At 64.0% G+C, this 18,178-nt stretch carries 18 protein-coding genes and 1 pseudogene; 10 read left to right on the forward strand and 9 right to left on the reverse strand.

The window, feature by feature from the left end; all coding sequences use genetic code 11:
- Window positions 1-60: 60 nt before the first annotated feature.
- From FJ471_RS30000 to FJ471_RS30010, 3 genes are all read right to left on the reverse strand, one after another.
- The gene (locus FJ471_RS30000; protein ID WP_246684873.1) at window positions 61-2,028 is read right to left on the reverse strand and encodes a PAS domain S-box protein; all 1,968 of its coding nucleotides are present in this window, start codon (window positions 2,026-2,028) and stop codon (window positions 61-63) included.
- Between the two features lie 175 nt (window positions 2,029-2,203).
- Window positions 2,204-2,842, reverse strand: coding sequence for an NrsF family protein (locus FJ471_RS30005; protein WP_140808772.1), 639 nt, complete (start codon window positions 2,840-2,842; stop codon window positions 2,204-2,206).
- Window position 2,843: 1 nt separating this feature from the next.
- A complete protein-coding gene (locus tag FJ471_RS30010) occupies window positions 2,844-3,380 on the reverse strand; it encodes a sigma-70 family RNA polymerase sigma factor (protein WP_140808774.1) in 537 nt (178 codons plus the stop codon).
- Between the two features lie 242 nt (window positions 3,381-3,622).
- On the opposite strand from FJ471_RS30010, the gene FJ471_RS34985 reads away from it, so the two are divergent.
- The 4 genes from FJ471_RS34985 (at window position 3,623) to FJ471_RS30025 (ending at window position 7,367) form a co-directional block, all read left to right on the forward strand.
- Entirely contained in the window at window positions 3,623-3,760 is a 138-nt protein-coding gene (locus tag FJ471_RS34985) for a hypothetical protein (protein WP_181179847.1), read from the forward strand.
- A 76-nt stretch (window positions 3,761-3,836) separates the two neighbouring features.
- Window positions 3,837-4,883, forward strand: coding sequence for a hypothetical protein (locus FJ471_RS30015; protein ID WP_140808776.1), 1,047 nt, complete (start codon window positions 3,837-3,839; stop codon window positions 4,881-4,883).
- Between the two features lie 9 nt (window positions 4,884-4,892).
- Entirely contained in the window at window positions 4,893-6,245 is a 1,353-nt protein-coding gene (locus FJ471_RS30020) for a hypothetical protein (RefSeq protein WP_140808778.1), read from the forward strand.
- Window positions 6,246-6,365: 120 nt separating this feature from the next.
- A complete protein-coding gene (locus FJ471_RS30025) occupies window positions 6,366-7,367 on the forward strand; it encodes an iron ABC transporter substrate-binding protein (protein ID WP_140808780.1) in 1,002 nt (333 codons plus the stop codon).
- 139 nt (window positions 7,368-7,506) lie between these two features.
- Here FJ471_RS30025 and FJ471_RS34990 read toward each other — a convergent pair whose 3' ends face one another.
- Entirely contained in the window at window positions 7,507-7,713 is a 207-nt protein-coding gene (locus FJ471_RS34990; RefSeq protein WP_181179851.1) for a hypothetical protein, read from the reverse strand.
- On the opposite strand from FJ471_RS34990, the gene FJ471_RS30030 reads away from it, so the two are divergent.
- The 4 genes from FJ471_RS30030 to FJ471_RS30045 are packed head-to-tail and all read left to right on the forward strand — an operon-like array spanning window position 7,646 to window position 11,027.
- Window positions 7,646-9,220: an iron ABC transporter permease gene (locus FJ471_RS30030; RefSeq protein WP_140808801.1), complete on the forward strand. Its 1,575-nt coding sequence runs from the start codon at window positions 7,646-7,648 to the stop codon at window positions 9,218-9,220. The genes FJ471_RS34990 and FJ471_RS30030 overlap by 68 nt on opposite strands.
- Complete coding sequence (locus FJ471_RS30035; RefSeq protein WP_140808782.1) at window positions 9,217-10,299, forward strand: ABC transporter ATP-binding protein; 1,083 nt, start codon at window positions 9,217-9,219, stop codon at window positions 10,297-10,299. The genes FJ471_RS30030 and FJ471_RS30035 overlap by 4 nt, the downstream gene beginning before the upstream one ends.
- Before the next feature lie 57 nt (window positions 10,300-10,356).
- Entirely contained in the window at window positions 10,357-10,632 is a 276-nt protein-coding gene (locus FJ471_RS30040) for an AbrB/MazE/SpoVT family DNA-binding domain-containing protein (protein ID WP_140808784.1), read from the forward strand.
- Window positions 10,629-11,027 (forward strand): type II toxin-antitoxin system VapC family toxin, encoded by a 399-nt coding sequence (locus FJ471_RS30045; RefSeq protein ID WP_140808786.1) that lies wholly within the window; start codon window positions 10,629-10,631, stop codon window positions 11,025-11,027. The genes FJ471_RS30040 and FJ471_RS30045 overlap by 4 nt, the downstream gene beginning before the upstream one ends.
- Before the next feature lie 3 nt (window positions 11,028-11,030).
- Here FJ471_RS30045 and FJ471_RS30050 read toward each other — a convergent pair whose 3' ends face one another.
- The 5 genes from FJ471_RS30050 to FJ471_RS30070 form a co-directional block, all read right to left on the reverse strand.
- Complete coding sequence (locus FJ471_RS30050) at window positions 11,031-11,828, reverse strand: phosphodiesterase (protein WP_140808789.1); 798 nt, start codon at window positions 11,826-11,828, stop codon at window positions 11,031-11,033.
- Between the two features lie 22 nt (window positions 11,829-11,850).
- The gene (ugpC, locus tag FJ471_RS30055) at window positions 11,851-12,960 is read right to left on the reverse strand and encodes a sn-glycerol-3-phosphate ABC transporter ATP-binding protein UgpC (protein ID WP_140808792.1); all 1,110 of its coding nucleotides are present in this window, start codon (window positions 12,958-12,960) and stop codon (window positions 11,851-11,853) included.
- A 10-nt stretch (window positions 12,961-12,970) separates the two neighbouring features.
- On the reverse strand, window positions 12,971-13,885 hold the full coding sequence (locus FJ471_RS30060; protein WP_140808793.1) for an ABC transporter permease subunit: 915 nt from the start codon (window positions 13,883-13,885) through the stop codon (window positions 12,971-12,973).
- Window positions 13,886-13,892: 7 nt separating this feature from the next.
- A complete protein-coding gene (locus FJ471_RS30065) occupies window positions 13,893-14,777 on the reverse strand; it encodes an ABC transporter permease subunit (protein WP_140808795.1) in 885 nt (294 codons plus the stop codon).
- Window positions 14,778-14,943: 166 nt separating this feature from the next.
- Window positions 14,944-16,296, reverse strand: coding sequence for an extracellular solute-binding protein (locus tag FJ471_RS30070; RefSeq protein ID WP_140808797.1), 1,353 nt, complete (start codon window positions 16,294-16,296; stop codon window positions 14,944-14,946).
- Between the two features lie 367 nt (window positions 16,297-16,663).
- On the opposite strand from FJ471_RS30070, the gene FJ471_RS30075 reads away from it, so the two are divergent.
- Both FJ471_RS30075 and FJ471_RS30080 read left to right on the forward strand, forming a co-directional pair.
- Window positions 16,664-17,704, forward strand: a complete 1,041-nt coding sequence (locus FJ471_RS30075) for an endonuclease/exonuclease/phosphatase family protein (RefSeq protein ID WP_140808799.1) — start codon at window positions 16,664-16,666, stop codon at window positions 17,702-17,704.
- 161 nt (window positions 17,705-17,865) lie between these two features.
- Window positions 17,866-18,150, forward strand: a pseudogene (locus FJ471_RS30080) (MHYT domain-containing protein); the annotation flags it as partial.
- Between the last annotated feature and the right edge of the window lie 28 nt (window positions 18,151-18,178).

Genomic DNA, 18,178 nt, shown 5'->3' on the forward strand with positions numbered 1-18,178 from the left:
ATCTCTTTGTTTTTACGCAATTCCGGGCGGAAAACCGCTCACACTTTTCCTGGAATTGCTCTAAGACGCCGCCGCGAGTGGCAGGGGCGGCGCGCCGCGTTTTGAAATATCGTCGGGCGAAGCTTCGTCGGGCGCCGCCGAAACGCAGCCGCGCCCGGCTGCCTTGGCGGCGTAGCAGGCAGCGTCGGCGCGGGCGATGATCTCGTCCACTTCGCCGCAACCGGCGCGGATCGGCGCAAGCCCGATGCTGGCGCCGATCGAATGCGGGCGCCCGTCCCAGCTGAAATTGAGGTTGCGGATGGCATCGATGATCGAGCGCGCGGCGATCGGCCCGCGCTCCGCGGCGTCCGACTTCAGGATGACGGCGAATTCGTCGCCGCCAAGCCGCGCGACGATGTCTTCCTGGCCAAGCACATCGCGCAGTGTATCGGCCACGCGCTTGAGCAGCGCATCGCCCGCGGCATGGCCGCCGGTGTCGTTGACCGCCTTGAAGTGGTCGAGGTCGACGAACATGAATTGGTGCCCGCCGCCATTGAGGCGGCACTGGTTGACCAGATCTTCCATGGTGCGGATGAAGCTCGAGCGATTGGCGAGCCCGGTCAGCGCGTCATGGGTGGCGGCGTAGGCCAGCTGGCGCTGCAAGGCACGCGCATCCGTGAAATCCTGGAAGACGATGACCAGGCCGCAGAACTCGTCGCGGTCGTTCATGATCGGCGACACCACCTGGCGGATGCTGCAGCGCGTGTCGTCGCGCCGCACCAGAACCGCACGCGTGTTCTGGTCGCAGTGCGGACGTTCGCTCGCCGAAGGACGCGTCAGCCCGATCCTCTGCCCGCTTTCCTCGTCGACCGCCCAATAGACATGGCCGAGCACCTTGCCCATAGCCTCGCCGACCTCCACGCCGGTGAGCTTTTCGGCGACCGGGTTCATGAAGGTGACGCGGTTGGCGGCATCGGTGCAGATCACGGCGTCGCCGATCGACTGCAGCGTCACCCTGAGGCGCTCCTTCTCGTCGGCCAGCATTGCCGCCGAAACGATCAGCCTCGCCTCGGCTTCCTTGCGCTCGGTGATGTCGGTCAGGCTGCCTATGGCCCGGATCAGCCGGCCCTCGCCGTCGCGCTCGATCGTCTTGCCGCGGTCGAGGATCCAGACCCAGTACCCGTCCTTGTGCCGCATCCGGAACTCGGCTTCGAAAAACGGCGTCTCGCCGGCAAGATGCGCGCGATCCGCCTCGGCGACGCGCTCGCGATCGTCGGGGTGGATCATGGTCAGCCAGCGATCGGGGTCGCCGTCGAGCTCGCCATCCGCATAGCCCAGCATCTTCACCCAGGTTTCGGAGTAGGTCGTGCCGCCGTTGCGCATATCGAGGCTCCAGACGCCCTGTCCGGCGCTGGTCAGCGCGAAATTCCACCTTGTCTCGTCCTCGGCGATGCGCGCCTCGGCCTGCTTGCGCGCGTCGATGTCTTCGATCTGCGACACCAGGTAGAGCGGCTTGCCGGTATCCTCGTCGCGGATGACCGAGCCGGCGAGCCGCGCCCAGACCGCGGTCCCGTCTTTCCTGAGGTAGCGCTTTTCGAAATGGTAGGAGCTGATCCGGCCTTCCCGCACGTTCATCATCGTCTCGCGACCGATCGAGAGATCGTCCGGATGCGTGATTTGCGGGAAAGACAGCGCCTCGATCTCCACCCGGCTGTAGCCAAGCATCGCGGCGAAAGCTGGATTGGCCTGCTGGATGCGCCCATCCAGGCCGACGATGGCGACGCCGATCGCCGAATCCTCCATGGCGCGGCGGAAGCGCTGCTCGCTCTCGGCGATCTGCCGGCGGTCATCGACGATGCGGTGAATGAACAGCGCCGACAAGAACAGCGTCGCGGCGGTGATGGCGATGGAAACCTGCAGGCAGAGCCTCAGCGCGTCGGCGCCGAATTCGAGACGCGGCAGCAGGATCGACGCGGCGGTGGCAACCAGACCGACCGCCAGCAGACCCTGCGCAGCGTGCCTGTCGGCACGGATCCTTTTCCAGTTCAACCACGCCACAATGCGATCCCACCCAACACGCAACTGCACGTGGCCACAACCCTGGCGGATCGGTTTTAAGGAATGGTTGCGTAAACGCCGGCGATCGCGCCGCTAACCGGCAAACAATTGGCGGCATGATTAAGGTACTGTTTCCAAACCGTATCAAAGGATCGGTGTGGGGCGGCTACCAGCGCACGAAGAGGCGCCCGCCGATGGCACCGAGCAGCGTCAGGAACGCGATCGCGATCGTATACCAGGTGGCGACGAAGAGCGGTGAATCGTCGAAGCAATGCGCGGCATAGAAGGTTGCCGCGAGCCCGCCCGCGAGCAGGCCGGCGACCGCGCCCGCAAGCACCGGCCTGGTCGGCGCGCCGTAACGCAGCATGCCGAGGAAGATCGCCAATGGGCCGATGCCGATCAGTGGGATGAAGCTCATGCAGATCATCATGTTCGTGCCGACGAGCCGCTTGCCCCAATCGGCCTCGGGCACGACAAATAGCTCGAGGATCACGGCCAGCACGACCAGAAGCGGTGCGGCGATCATCCAGGCCATCGCCCGCCTGGTCGAAGCACCCGGCATCGACAGCACGCGGATCAGCGCGAAGGCGCTGACCGCAAGCACCAGCGTGAACAGGAATTTCGACATGAAGCGCATCGTGTGCATGGCCGGCATGATGTCGGGGCGCGGTCCGATGGTCGTAAAGAAGACGGCCGCCGCGATCACCACGGCCACGCCGACCGCCAGCCACCAGGCCTTGCCGAGTGGCATCGCCTTGTCGCGGGCATCGGCGTCGAGCGCCTTGATGAGATCCTCGGTCCTCATGTCACTGTCGTCCGAATCTTTTTGCGATCGCGGCGAGGCCGCGATGCAATGACACGCGCACCGCCGTCTCGCTGATGCCGAGCTTGGCCGCCGTCTCGCCGATCGACTGCCCATCGACCGAGATCGAGGAGACGACCGAGCGTTGCGCCGGCGGCAGGCCGTCGAGCGCCCGGTTGATGTCGCGCTCGCTCACCGTTTCCGCCTCCGGCTCGGCGAAGGTGTCGGCGATCTCGTCGATCTCGACCTCGATGCGCCGCCCGCGCCGGCGGAACGCGTCGATCAGCTTGAAGCGGGCGATGGCATAGATCCAGGGCAGCACCGGCGCCTCCGGCCGCCAGGTGTGGCGTTTGACATGAATGGCCAGCAAGGTTTCCTGCACGACATCCTCGGGATCGACCCCGCCCTGAACGATCTTGCGCCGGACAAAACCGCGAACGAGAGCGGCGATCCGGTGCAGAAAGTCGGCATAAGCCCTTTCATCTCCCGCGATCGCGGCTCTGAGCAGCCGGGAAAGCTCGGCCTCATCCTTGCCGGTCACAAGAGTTTACCCCCGATGTTCGCGTCTCGGCCCGGATTTGTTACGTGGCCGGCGAAATAATGTCCAAGCCAAACTGATGCAAACTCACGAAAGTTTGCGGATTTGGTGGTTTGCTGCTCGATGGACGGCGAGCGGATGCAGGTCGGTCCTGGTCGGCCACGGCAGAGAAAAAGTGTGCCTCAACCTCACATTGACGCAAGGTAAACCCTTCTGTAGCGTCAGAAGATCGGAGGGGGGCCAAGATGGATTTCATCGAGCGCATTTTTGGATTTTCTCCCGACAACGGCTCGGGAACTTTCGAGGGCAGCATTGTCATTGCAGCCATTGTCCTCGTCGCCGCCGTCTACTTCTACAGAAGACAGAAATCACTGAAGAAATAACATTTTAGACAATCGGCGGGGCACGCCTGCCGAGAAGTGCATCGCCGTTGCGTCCTCTCAGCGTGGGAAACACGACATGTTGGGATCACTGGTCGAACACGTTCGAACCGCGGCCTTTTTGTTGTTCGCCGCCGATTTCTGGAAGCGTCTCGCCGACGGACTGAAGGTGCTGTTCGCCACGATACGCATGCTGCTCTGCCGGCTGGTCAAGGGCCAGAAGCTGCCGAGCCCGTCACAGAGCGATTGCTGCATCCAGCTGCCGCCCGATGTCTACAAGCGCGCCGATCCGCTTCTCTATGCCCAGTACTACCTGATGGCGCAGGGGCTAGCCGTGACCTGGGACAATCCGGACATCGACATTTTCGACGGCGCGGCGCCCGTCACCGGCGCGCTTCAGCCGGCACATAAATACCGTGTCCGCGTCCGCGTCTGGAACGGCTCCTACGATGCTCCGGCGGTTGGGGTGGGAGTGGCTCTGTCCTATCTGTCCTTCGGCGCGCAGACCGTCTCCCATACGATCGCCAGCACCGCCGTCAATCTCGGCGCCAAGGGCACGATCGATTGTCCGGCTTATGCCGAGTTCAGCTGGATCACGCCTGCCATCGGCGGCCATTACTGCCTCCAGGCGCAGCTTTCCTGGAGCGATGACGCCAACCCCGGCAACAATCTCGGTCAGAAGAACGTCAATGTCGCCGAGATGCAGTCGCCGGCAAAGTTCGCCTTCACCGTCCGCAACGAAGCCTCGGTCGCGCGCCGTTTCCTGATCGAGGCGGATTGCTACGGCCTGCCGAAATTGCAGCCTTGCGTTCCGGAAACGCCGCCTGGCGAAGGCCGTGGCGAACGACCCCGAACGCGGCTTGCCGAGAGCAAGGCGCGCTGGGCCAAGGCCTTGCGGGAGCAGGCTTACGGCCATTTTCCCGTTCCGGACGACTGGTCGGTCAGGATCGTTCCGGACACGCTTTCCCTGCAGCCGCGCCAGGAGGCCGAAGTGGCGGTCGAGATCGAAGCGAGGGACGCCGCCTTCCGCGGTTCAAAAGCCTTCAACGTCCACGTTTTCACGATCGGCGAGAGCGGATCGCGCGACATGACCGGTGGCGTGACGCTGACCGCGACGAAAGGGTGAGGCGCCCCCATGGCTTACAAGCACTATACGAGCTGCTTCCTCTATCCGGCCGGAGGCAAGCCCTACAATGAGGACGACCGTCTGGCGTTCCTGGCCGGCCAGGCGGTGAAGATCCTCGTCATCACCGGACTGGCGGCCGGCATCGGCTTTCTGGCCGGGCCGGTCGGCGCGGTGCTTGCCGCCGCCATCGCATATCTCGCTTCGGCCACCGCGACGATCGACAAGGCCGCCGCGGAGTGGCTCAACCATCGCCTGGTCTGCCTGGACAAGGACAATCCGAAATGCGCCGTCGGCATCGTGTCCTACAACCCGTTCCGCAGCGATCTCGGCGCCTTCGACAATGACCAGTATTTCGACGTCGTACTGATGCCGCATCCGACGACCGAAATCCTCAACGCCGAAACGAACCAGGCGGCTTTGGCGGCGGCCAACCGCTACAATGCCGATGGCACGGTCGTCACGGAATTCGCCGCCAAGATCACGGCCCATCCGGCAAACGACATTCTCAACGACGGCTTCCAGGGTCACGAACTGCTTTTTCCGCGCGACGACCTGAAAAACGATCTGGGCTACGCACCAGCCGACGACCATGCGCGCTGGGGCCTGCATTGCGAGGCCGAGGGCGACTTCTGGATCAAGATGCGCCAATGGGCGCCGGCCATCGTCATCCTGCTGACGGCGGCTCTGGTCGTCACGGCAGCCGCGGCCGCGGCCGGCGCCAGCGTCGGCGCGGCAGTCGGCTGCGCCATAGGCTCGTTCTTCCTGGGCGCCCTGGGATGCGCCATCGGATCGTTCCTGGGAGGATTGCTTGGCGGGGCCATAGGTGGCGCTATCGGCGGCGCGGCATCCTATTACGGCGCGATCAAGCCGGTCCTGCAAGGATTGTTCAACATCAACCCTGGCGATGTCGAGGACGCCAATGTCGGCGACAAGGCGCTCGGCCCGATCAGGTTGGGCGACCACGTCGCAGTGCTCGGCGAGCATGTCTACGACGGTTATCACAAGGGTTGGCACGAATTTCATCCGCTGATGGCGGTGGTCAAATTCGATGGCGCGGCCGGTGTCGATGCGAAGCACTATCTTCAGTGGGATCCGGACTTTCCCGACACCGGGACCGTACCGCAAAAACCTCCGGGCGAGGCCACCGATCTCGCGGCCCAGGACATGCGCGACGGCCTCGGCAGCGCGGCATTCAGGACGCGCTGCGAGAATTTGCGTCGAACCTGGTGCGCCATGCTGCACGACGCCTTCGATCCGGAGACCAAACGGACGCAGCAGGGGCTCGAGCAGCGCTGGACCATTCATCCGATGGTAGACGGCTGCATTCCGCACGAGCGGCCGCCAGGCCCGCATATCGGTTGATACCTTCATCAGCGTCGTCTTGACGCGCGAAAGCGTGATGAATCTGTCGCTCTCCAATGTTGACTAACACGCTCATGAATTGATACTCCGACGCATCCGCCCTGACCCGAGGAGTGTCCTATGAAGTCCCCCCTTATCGCCCTCGCCGCTGCGCTGGCGCTCGGCCTGATCGCCGCCCCGGCCATGGCCGAGGATCAAGGCATCATCGTCTACAATGCCCAGCATGAGAGCCTCGCCAAGGAATGGGCGGCGGGATTCACCAAGGAAACCGGCATCAAGGTCACGCTGCGCAACGGCGGCGACAGCGACTTCTCCAACCAGATCGCCGCCGAGGGCGCGGCCTCGCCGGCCGACGTGTTCCTGACCGAGAACTCGCCGGCCATGGCGCTGGTCGAGACGGCCGGCCTGTTCGCGCCGGTCGACGCCGATACGCTCGCCCAGGTGCCGCAGGAATACCAGCCGTCGAGCGGCAAGTGGGTCGGCGTCGCCGCCCGCAGCACCGTCTTCGCCTACAACAAGGACAAGCTGAAGGAAGACCAGCTGCCCAAGTCGCTGCTCGATCTCGCCGATCCGAGCTGGAAGGGCCGCTGGGCCGCCTCGCCGTCCGGCGCCGACTTCCAGGCCATCGTCAGCGCCCTGCTTGAGCTCAAGGGCGAGACCGCCACCGGCGACTGGCTGAAGGCGATGAAGGAGAATTTCACCGCCTACAAGGGCAACTCGACGGTGATGAAGGCGGTCAATGCCGGCGAGATCGATGGCGGCGTGATCTACCACTATTACTGGTTCGGCGATCAGGCCAAGACCGGCGAGAACAGCGGCAATGTCGGCCTGCACTATTTCAAGAACCAGGACCCGGGCGCCTTCGTTTCGGTGTCGGGCGGCGGCGTGCTGGCTTCCAGCAAGCATCCGAAGGAAGCCCAGGCGTTCCTGAAGTGGGTGACCGGCAAGGGTGGCCAGGACGTGCTGAAGAACGGTACGTCCTATGAATACGCGGTCGGCAAGGGTGCCGAATCCAACCCCAAGCTGGTGCCCCTGGCCGATCTGCAGGCGCCGAAAGTCGATCCGGCGAAACTGAATTCCAAGAAGGTCATCGACCTGATGACGCAAGCCGGCTTGCTTTAGTTCTCGTTCGTCCTAAAAGGGCGAACGACCGTGCTCCCGCGGCAATTCGCCTTTCCGCGGGAGCGTTTTTGTTTGGAGATCGCCTCGTCGATGACGATCGGCTGCGTTTCGAGCCGCTTGCGCGGCTTATCAGATCGCTTCACCGTTTCATGGAAACGGCGAACCGCTCTGTCTCCTTGCTTTGCCGCAATTCCGAACGGAAAACCGCTTCACACTTTTCCTGGAATTGCTCAAGCTCGCTTCCGTCATACGGCGTCGGCGACATGGTGGCGCGCCTGATGCAGTCGGCGATCGACATGACCCCGGCAAGATTGCCGGCGGCCGGGATGAAGAAGCGCAGGTCCACCTCTTGGATCACGCTTGCCGCCGCCCTGATCGCGCTGGTCGCGCTGCTGCCGCTCGCCTTCATCGTCTGGGTCGCGATCCAGACCGGTTGGGACACCGTGGCGGCGCTGATCTTCCGGCCGCGCGTCGGTGAATTGCTGGTCAACACCGTGCTGCTGGTCGCCGTCGCCGTGCCGATCGCCATCGTGCTCTCGGTGGCGCTGGCCTGGCTGACAGAGCGCAGCGACCTGCCCGGCAACCGCTGGTGGTCTTGGCTTTCGGTCGCGCCGCTCGCCATCCCCGCTTTCGTGCACTCCTATGCCTGGATCAGCTTTGTTCCTGGACTGCATGGGCTCTGGGCCGGCGTGCTGGTCTCCGTCATCGCCTATTTCCCTTTCCTCTATCTGCCGATCGCCGCCGCGTTGCGCCGGCTCGATCCGGCGCTGGAGGATGCGGCCGCGGCGCTTGGCCTTGATCCGTGGCGGGTTTTCGCGCGCGTCGTGCTGCCGCAGCTGAGGCTCGCCATCTGCGGCGGCTCGTTGCTGGTCGGTCTGCATCTCCTGGCCGAATACGGCCTCTATGTCTTCATCCGCTTCGACACCTTCACCACCGCGATCGTCGACCAGTTCCAGTCGACCTTCAACGGCCCGGCCGCCAACATGCTGGCCGCAGTGCTGGTGGTCTGCTGCCTTTTCCTGCTCGGCCTCGAGGTGATGATCCGCGGCGAGGAACGTTATGCCCGCGTCGGCTCCGGCGCGGCGCGCCAGCAGCAGCGCGCTCGCCTCGGCCGTGCCACCTTGCCTTGCCTGCTTTTGCCGGCGGGTGTCGCGCTGCTGTCGCTCGGCGTGCCCTTCGTCACGGTCAGCCGCTGGCTGCTCGCCGGCGGCACGGAGGTCTGGCGTTGGGACGAGATCGGCCTGGCGCTCGGCCAGACGCTGTTCCTCGCCATTGCCGGCGCGGTGCTTGCAACGCTGGCCGCCATGCCGATGGCATGGATCTCGATCCGCGCGCCGGGGCGGCTGCAGCGCCTGCTCGAGAGCTGCAACTACATCGTCGGCGCGTTGCCGGGCGTGGTCGTCGCGCTGGCGCTGGTGACGATCACCGTGCGTGTCGCGCTGCCCCTCTACCAGACCCTGTTCACCATCCTGTTCGGTTACGCGCTGATGTTCCTTCCGCGCGCGCTGATCAGCCTGCGTGCCTCGATCGCGCAGGCTCCGGTGGAGCTGGAACGGGCCGCTTCCAGCCTCGGCCGGCCGCCGGTCAAGGCGCTGTGGTCGACGACCATCCGCCTGTCGGCGCCGGGGGCGGCGGCCGGCATGGCGATGGTGGCGCTCGGCATCACCAACGAACTCACCGCCACCCAGATGCTGGCGCCCAACGGTACCCGCACGCTGGCGATGGCCTTCTGGTCCTACAGCGGCGAGATCGACTACGCCTCCGCTGCGCCTTATGCGCTGATCATGGTGGCGATGTCGTTGCCGATGACCTGGTGGCTTTACGTCCAGTCGAAGCGGATGGCCGGACGATGAGTTTTCTCGAACTCAGCGGCGTCGCGAAGAATTACGGCCCGGTGGCGGCGCTCGCCGGCGTCGACCTCAAGGTGGAAAGCGGCAGCCGCACCGCGATCGTCGGGCCGTCCGGCTGCGGCAAGACTACCTTGCTCAGGCTGATCGCCGGCTTCGAGGCGCCGGACCGCGGCCGGATCGCGCTCGACGGCAAGGTGCTCGCCAATGGCGGCGCGGCCGTGCCGGCGCATCGCCGCGGCATCGGCGTCGTCGCCCAGGACGGCGCCCTGTTCCCGCATCTCACCATCGCCGACAATATCGGCTTCGGCATGCCCCGCGGCGAGGACAGGCGCAGCGAGCGCATCGTCGAGCTGGCCTACATCGTCGGGCTGGACAAGGCGGTCCTGAAACGCCGGCCGCACGAGCTCTCCGGCGGCCAGCAGCAGCGCGTCGCGCTTGCCCGCGCCATGGCCATGAAGCCGCGGCTGATGCTGCTCGACGAGCCGTTCTCGGCGCTCGACACCGGGCTTCGCGCCTCGATGCGCAAGGCGGTGGCGGAGCTTCTGGAAGAAGCGGGAATCACCACTATCCTGGTCACGCACGACCAAGCCGAGGCGCTGTCCTTCGCCAGCCAGGTGGCGGTGATGCGCGACGGCCTGTTCTCCCAGGTCGGCACGCCGCGCGAGCTCTATTTCAAGCCCAGGGATAGAATGGTCGCCGAGTTCCTCGGCGACGCCATCATCCTGCCGGCCAGAATCGCCGATGGCTTCGCCATCTCGCCGCTCGGCCGCATTGCCGTCGACACGAAGGAACGCCGAGACGTCGCCCGCATCATGCTCAGGCCTGAGCAAATCCTGCTCAAGCTCACCTCGCGCGAAGGCTTGTCGGGCACGCCGGACATGCTGTTCGGCGAAGTGACGGACTGCGAGTTCGCGGGCTCCATCTGCACTGTCGCGGTGCGGCTGCTCAACAGCCCCGATCCGCCCGATGCGGCCGCGATCGGCAACACGCCTCTCATCCTGCGCCGGACAGGTATGGACGCGCCGGCGATCGGCGAGATCGTGCGCCTCACCGTCACCGGCAAGGCGCATGTCTTTGCTTGATCTCCGCCTTGAGAATAATGCATTCCTGCATTATTTCTAGTGCACGGAGGTCGCATCATGACGACATTGACGGTTACCGCCCGGGGCCAGGTCACGTTCCGGAAAGACGTGCTCAAGCACCTCGGCATCCAGCCCGGCGACAAGATCAGGCTTGATCTTCTGCCTGGTGGGCGGGCGGAGCTGAAGGCCGACCAGGGCAAGGGCTCCTGGCAAGAGCTGAGTGGAATGCTCAAGGGCAAAACGAACGGCACACGGCTTTCGATCGAGGAGATCAACGATGCGATCGCCGACGCCGGCACTTCGAGCGGAATGCGCGGAATCGAGCGCAAGTGAAGATCAGCCTCGACACCAACGTGCTGTTGCGCCTTGTCGTCGGGGACGACGAAGCGCAGCAGCGGACCGCAGCCGAGACGCTGGAAGGGGCCGAGCTGGTCGCGATCAGCGTTCAAGCGCTTTGCGAGTTTGTTTGGGTGCTGGATAGAAGTTATCGGGTTGCGCGGCCTGATATATCCGCCTCGATCCGCCGTATCCTCGATATGCGCAACGTCGTGGCCAACCGACCAACGATCGAAGCGGGCCTGGCTGTGCTTGACGCCGGTGGAGATTTCGCGGACGGCGTGATCGCGTTCGACGGTCAGTGGCTCGGTGGCGAAACCTTCGTGTCCTTCGACAGGAAAGCGGTGAAGCTGGTCGATGGACAGGGGACGCCCACGCTGTTGCTCGGGTGATTTCTACCGCATGCGTTGCCCCGTCGCCGGCGACCAGAGCGGCCATTGCTCGAGAAAATCGCAGCTGTGGATGACGACACGCTGGCCCTCGATCAGGATGATCGAATAGGCGGGCGGCGCCTGCTCGACCATTTCGTCGCCGGCGAGATCGAGCATGAAGCGGGCATGCAGCCCGCGCTGCACCGAGAACGGAATGCCGGCGACGGTGCCGGCGATGTCGCGGTGGACATGGCCGAAGAAGATGTAGCGGACATTGCCGTGGCGGGTCAGCACATCGATGAGCCGCTGCGGCTGTTCGAGGCCGAGCGGATCGAGCAATGTGAGCCCGAGCTCGACCGGCGGATGATGCAGGAAGATATAGGCCGCCTTGCCTGCCGCCTCGCCTAGCCGCGCATCGAGCCAACCAAGCCGGTCGTCGCACAATTCTCCGGTGACGCGGCCTTCCGCCAGGCTGTCGAGGAAGACCAGGCGCCCTTCCGGCGTGTCGAAAACCGACTGCGCGAAGCCGTTGCTATCGGTTCCGTTTTCCGGGAAGGCGGCGACGAGGTTGGCGCGCCGGTCGTGATTTCCCGGCAACAGGCGGTAAGGCACGGTGAGCCGGCTCAGCGCCGCCTTGAGGTCGGCATAGCTCTCGGCCTCTCCATCATCGGTCAGGTCGCCCGTGAAGATGCAGAGCGCCGCATCGCTGTGACGTTGATTGATATGATCGATGCATCGATCGAGACGTTCATTCAGGTTCGCGCCATAGCGTATCTCGCGCCGACGACCGAGATGGACGTCGGTGACCTGGATGATCTTCATTGCATGAACCCTCAAATCAAATTCACAACGTCGCCGGAGCCGGTTCCGGCACCGAAGCCTTGAACACGTCGAGCCTGCCGCCCGTCTCCGAGGAGAAGAAGTGCAGGTCCGATTCGGCGAATTGCAGGCCGACCGTGCTGCCCGGCTCGGGGTGGACGGTCTCCGACGTCACGATGGAGAACGGCACGCCGTCGAGATCGACATAGATGACGCGCCCGGCGCCCAGTTCCTCGATGAGGTCGACGGTCGCCGCAAGCGCCCCCGGCGTGCCCGGCGCCACCATGCGCACCGCCTCCGGCCGAATGCCGACCGCGACTTTCGAGCCTACGGGAAGCCCCGTGCGCGACACGTTGAGCTTGCGGCTGTCGCCGAGCAGCGACAGCCCATCGAGCGTGACGGTGCCTTCGAGCATGTTCATCGACGGCGCGCCGACGAAGGTCGCGACGAAGCGGCTCGCCGGCCGGCTATAGACTTCCGCCGGGGTGCCGACCTGCTCGACCCGGCCGCCATTCATCACCACCAGCCGGTCGGCCAGCGTCATCGCCTCGACCTGGTCATGCGTGACGAAGACCGAAGTGGCGCTGAGGCGCCGGTGCAGCTTGCGGATCTCGGAACGCATCTGCACGCGCAGCTTGGCGTCGAGATTGGAAAGCGGCTCGTCGAACAGGAACACCTTCGGCTCGCGGATCATGGCGCGGCCCATGGCGACGCGCTGGCGCTGGCCGCCGGACAGCGCCATCGGCTTGCGGTCGAGCAGGTGCTCCAGTTCCAGGACGCGCGCCACCGCCTGGATGCGCTGGGCGCGTTCGGCCGACGGAACGCCGGCCACCTTCAGCGAATAGCCGATATTCTGCGCCACGCTCATATGCGGGTAGAGCGCATAGTTCTGGAACACCATGGCGCAGCCGCGCTCGCGCGGCTCGAGCTTGTTGACGACCGTGCCGTCGATCGCGATCGTGCCGTCGGAAATCTCTTCCAGCCCGGCGATCATCCGGAGCAGCGTGGACTTGCCGCAGCCGGACGGCCCCAGGATGACGACGAACTCGCCGGAAGCGAAATCGAGGTCGACACCGTGCACGACCTGCGTCTTGGCGTAGTTCTTCTTGACGCCGCGAATGGTGATGGAGGCCATTTTTGTCTCCCTATTTTTCGGTGGCGATGAGGCCGCGCACGAACCAGCGCTGCATCAAGACCACGACGATCAGCGGCGGCAGCATGATGATCAGCGTCCCGGCCATGGCGATGTGCCATTCCGGCGCGCCGCCGACATTGGGTATGAGCTGCTTCAGCTCGGTCACCGCCATCGCGTGCGACTGGTCGGTGGTGATAAGCAGCGGCCACAGATACTGGTTCCAGGCCCACAGGAACATGATTGTGCCGAGCGCCGCCATGTTGTTGCGCGACAGCGGCAACAGGATATCGATGAAGAAGCGCAGCGCGCCGGCGCCGTCCATGCGCGCCGCCTCGGTCAATTCGTCCGGCACGGTCAGGAAGAACTGGCGGTAAAGGAACGTGCCGGTGGCGGTGGCGACCAGCGGCAGGATCAGGCCGCTATAAGAATTGAGCAGCCCCAGGCTGAGCTGGACCTGAACCCCCGATATCTTCTCGATCAGCCAGGAGAGCCCTGTCAGGTCCATGATCGTCTGATAGGGCTCGAGCACGTTGGCGACCACCGCGTAGGTCGGCACGATGCGCACTTCGAGCGGCAGCATCAGCGTGATGAAGATCAGCCAGAAGATCAGCATGCGGCCGGGATAGCGGAAATAGACGATCGAGAAGGCGGTGAGCGCCGAGACGATGACTTTGCCGGCGGCGACGCCGAACGCCATGATGAAGGAGTTGAGCAGCTTCGGACCGAGATCGGCTGTCGTCCACGCCGTCTTGATGTTGACCCAGAAATCGCTGCCCGGCAGCAGCGACATCGGCACGTCGTTGACGTCCTTCAGATTGTGCGAGGCGGCGATCGCCACGATAACGAACGGCGTCACGCAGAATACGAAGCCGGCGAACAGGATGAGATGCGTGAGGAAGTTGAGGATCGGGGTGCGCTCGACCATATCAGCCTCAACGATAATGCACGCGCCGCTCGATGAAGCGGAACTGGACGATGGTGAGCGCGATGATCAAGAGCATCAGGATGATGCTCTGCGCGGCGGCGCCGGAGTAATCCAGGCCTTTGAAGCCGTCGGAATAGATCTTGTAGACCATCAGATTTGTGGCGTTGGCCGGGCCGCCGGCGGTCATGATGTCGACGATGCCGAAGGAGTCCTGGAAACTCTCAGTGATGTTGATGACCAGAAGGAAGAAGATCGTCGGCGTGATCAGCGGGAACTGTATGTCCAAGAAACGCCGGATGACGCCGGAGCCGTCCATCGCCGCCGCCTCGATCAGCGAACGCGGGATCGCCTGGAAGGCGGCAAGGAAGAAGATGAAATTGTAACCGACATATTTCCAGGAGAAGGCGATGATGATCGAGGCCATCGCATCGGCGCCGTCGAGACCGGGGTCCCAGAAGCCCGGCCAGACCCGGTTGACGACGGCCATGAAGCCGGCTTCCGGCGCCAGGATGAAACGAAACGCCAGCGCCAGGGCGGGCGCGGCGATGCCGTAGGGCCAGATCAGCACCACGCGATAAAGCCATGAGCCGGCAAGCTGCCGGTCGGTCAGGGCGGCGAGCACCAGCGCGATGAGCATCGCAAGGCCCGTGCTGATGCCGGCGAAGATCATGCTGGCAGTGATGGAATTCCAGTAGTCGGCGTTGGACAGGATCGAGCGGAAATTGTCGAGCCCGACCCAGATGTTGCCGCCGCCCCAGGGCTGCTGCAGCGTCAGCGACCAGTAGACCGCCTGGCCGGCCGGCCAATAGAAGAAGGTGAAGATCAGGAACAGCTGCGGCACCGCAAACAGGATGCCGATCGTCCATCTGCCGAAAGTGACGCGTTTTTCCATCGATCCGCCGATGTCGTTGAACCGCCAGCCCGCTTTCTTGGCGCAAGACTAGAGCATGTCTCCCTAAAGTGGGAACCGGTTTCGGGACAAAGATATGCGTGGAAGCAAAACTACATGAAATGGCCGCCCGTCGATTCCCGACGGACGGCCGCTCCAACATCCGGGATCAGGGCAGGGTCTTACCCGGATAGGTCTGCTGGAAGCGCTCCAGGATCGCGTCGCCATTCTTGACCAGAGTGTCGAGGCCTTCCTGCACGCTGACCTTGTTGGCGAAGATCGCCTGCATCTGCGTGCCGAACTCGGCGCGGATCTGGGTGAAGTTGCCGAGGCGCACGCCACGGGTGATCTCCGTCGGCTCCGAGGCGGTAAGGCTGGCGATCGCCACTTCGCGGCCCTTATAGGGCGCCTTGTCGTAGAAGCCCTGGGACTTCATGTAGTCGAAGCCCGACTTCGTCACCGGGATGTAGCCGGTGTTGGTCGACCAGAACAAAGCCGTCTTGGGATCGTGGATGAAGTTGAGGAACGCCGCCGCACCCTTGTATTCGGCATCCGACTTGCCGGAGAGCACCCACAGCGAAGCGCCGCCAACCAGCGAGTTCTTGCGCTCGGTGCCGGCATAGACCGGCAGTTCGGTGACGTCCCAGTTCATGCCTTCCTTCTGGGTGCGGCCGATCGTGCCGTGGTCGCCGACCGAGGTCAGGATCACCTGGCAGGTGCCCGTGGCAAAGGCCTGCACCATATCCTGGCCGAGATCCTTCGACTTGATCTTGATCAGGCCGGCGTCATACCACTTCTTGAGATCTGTGACGTACTGGACGAACTTGGTCTTGTTGACCTCAAGCCGTGCGTCGAGCCCGTCATAGCCGTTGTTCTTCGTAGCGATCGGCTGGTTATGCAGCGCCGAGAACTGCTCCATCAGCTGCCAGCTTTCATTGGCCGAGATGTTGATCGCCATCGGGCATTCATAGCCGGCGTCCTTCAGCGCCTTGAGGTCGGCGCCGACGTCTTCCCAGGTCTTCGGCGCTTCGGTCTTGCCGATCTTGGCGAAGGCGTCCTTGTTCCAGTACATCAGCGGCGTGGAGGAATTGAACGGGAAGGAGAGCATCTCGCCCTTCGAGGTCGCGTAGTAGCGCGCGATGCCGGGGAAATAGTCGCTGTAGTCGATCTTGTAGCCGTTTTCTTCCATCAGCTTGTCGGCGGGCTTGTAGGCGCCCGACAGCATCATGGTGGCGGTGCCGACGTCATAGACCTGGACGACGGTGGGCTGCTTGCCGGCGCGGAAGGCGGCGATCGTGTTCTGCAGCGTGGCGTCGTAATTGCCCTGGCTGGTGCAGACGACCTCGTAGTCCTTCTGCGAATCGTTGAAGTTCTTGCACAGCGTGTCGACGACGCGGGCGAGATCGCCCGAAAGACCGAACCAGAAATCGAATTTGACCGGCTCCGCAAAAGCAGGAACCGCAAGCGCGGTGGTGAGCGCGCCGGCGGCAAGGGCAGCGAAGCCCCGCTTGATGATCGTCATGGTTTCCCTCTTGAATGGCAATGTGACAAGGGTTTTGCGCAAGTCCTTGCCCGTTCTCATAGAGAAGGTATGTGACAGTTCTGTTGTGGCCCCTGGGCCGATAAGCGGCCCCTGTGGACAGCCAGTCTCTCCTCCCTGGCAGCGGTCGCGCCGGCATGAAAACGTCACATCGGCGCTCTAGAGCATGATGCCGAAAAGTGTGAAGCGGTTTTCGGACGACATCATGTTCTATCTCTTGGATTTAGAGACGGATTCAGATTTCAGGTCGATCCGACCTGAAATCTGAATCCGGCTCTAGGAAGTTAGGGCGTCCCGAAGCGGCGAAAAGACCTTCCGTGATTAACCGGCTAACTGGATGAGAAGAGACATGCTGGTCCCCCAGCTCACGCACGTGCCTGTCGACGTCCGCAACGCCATGCGGGACGGACCGCGCGACAGCGCCACCCATCTGCGCCACGCCGCCGCCGTTCCGGCCCTCGGCGAGATCGAGATCGGCGGCCAGGCGTCGCGCGGGGGCGCCGGCGAGAGCCTGACCGTCATGGCCTGGAACGTCGAGCGGCTGCGTCACGTCGATGCCATCGCCGCCACGATCGCCGGCCGGGCGCCGGACGTCGTCCTGCTGTCCGAGGTCGACAAGGGCATGGCGCGCTCCGGCAACGGCCATTTGTTGAGCCGGCTTGCCGATCGTCTGGGCCATTCCTATGCCTATGGCGTCGAGTTCCTCGAGCTCGGCACCGGCAATGAGACGGAGCAGGCGGCAAATGGCGGCGCCGAGAACGTGGAAGGTTTCCATGGCAATGCCGTGACCAGCGCCATTCCGCTGCTGCGGCCTTTTCTCACCCGCTTCGACGCCGCAGGCGCCTGGTTCCTGCCGGAGCATGGTCAGCCGCGCATCGGCGGCCGCATGGCGCTTGGCGGTCAGGTGATGGTCGGCGACCGCCGCGTCACCGTCGTCTCCGTGCATCTCGAGAACCGCACCACGCCCGCCGGCCGCGCCGACCAGACGCGCCACTTGCTCGATGCCATCGACAGATACGATGCGGAAGCGCCGGTGCTGATCGGCGGCGATTTCAACACGCTGACCGCCACCTATCCGGAACGCAACGACGATCCTGCGGCGTGGCGAACCCGCATTGCCGCCGAACCGGACCGGCTGATGTATCCGGAACGTCATGAGCCCTTGTTCGCGGTGTTTGCCGAGCGTGGCTACGACTGGAAGACGGCGAATGCCTTCGACAAGCCCACCCAGCGGCGCGCGGCCGGCGACGCCACACCCGCCGGCCATATCGACTGGTTCTTCACGCGCGGCCTCGCGGCGAGCGCGCCGGCGACGCTGCCGGCTACGTTGCCGGACGGCAGCCCGAGCGCCGACCACGAGGCGCTGGTGGTTACGGTGCGGGTGAAGTAACGGCCTCCCGGATCGACACATTCGATCCCGAGATCATTCCAGCGCATCAATACAACCTGGAGAGCACGCAATGGTTGCGGGCGGCATAATCGATTCTTCAGTCGTCCGACCCTAATCAATCACGTTGCCTTGATTGATGCGGGAAGATCAGGTGAAGAAAGATGCTGACCGTCTATAATTGTATCGTGAACGAGCACGATCTGAGACTGGTCGCACTCGCGGCGCTCATTTGCGGAATCTCCTGTTTCTCCGCCGTCAACCTGCTTCGCCATGTCGACCGATCGACCAGCCGAAACCGTCATGCGTGGCTGCTGATTGCTGCGACGTCGACCGGCTTCGGCATATGGGCGACGCACTTCATCGCCATGATCGCCTTCACGCCGGGAATACCCAACGCCTACAACGCCGAGCTTTCGGTGGCTTCGCTGGCGATGCCGATCATCCTGCCGCTGCTGATTTCCTTCTGCGGCTGAT

Source organism: Mesorhizobium sp. B2-7-1 (assembly GCF_006440735.1).
Taxonomy (GTDB): Bacteria; Pseudomonadota; Alphaproteobacteria; order Rhizobiales; family Rhizobiaceae; genus Mesorhizobium.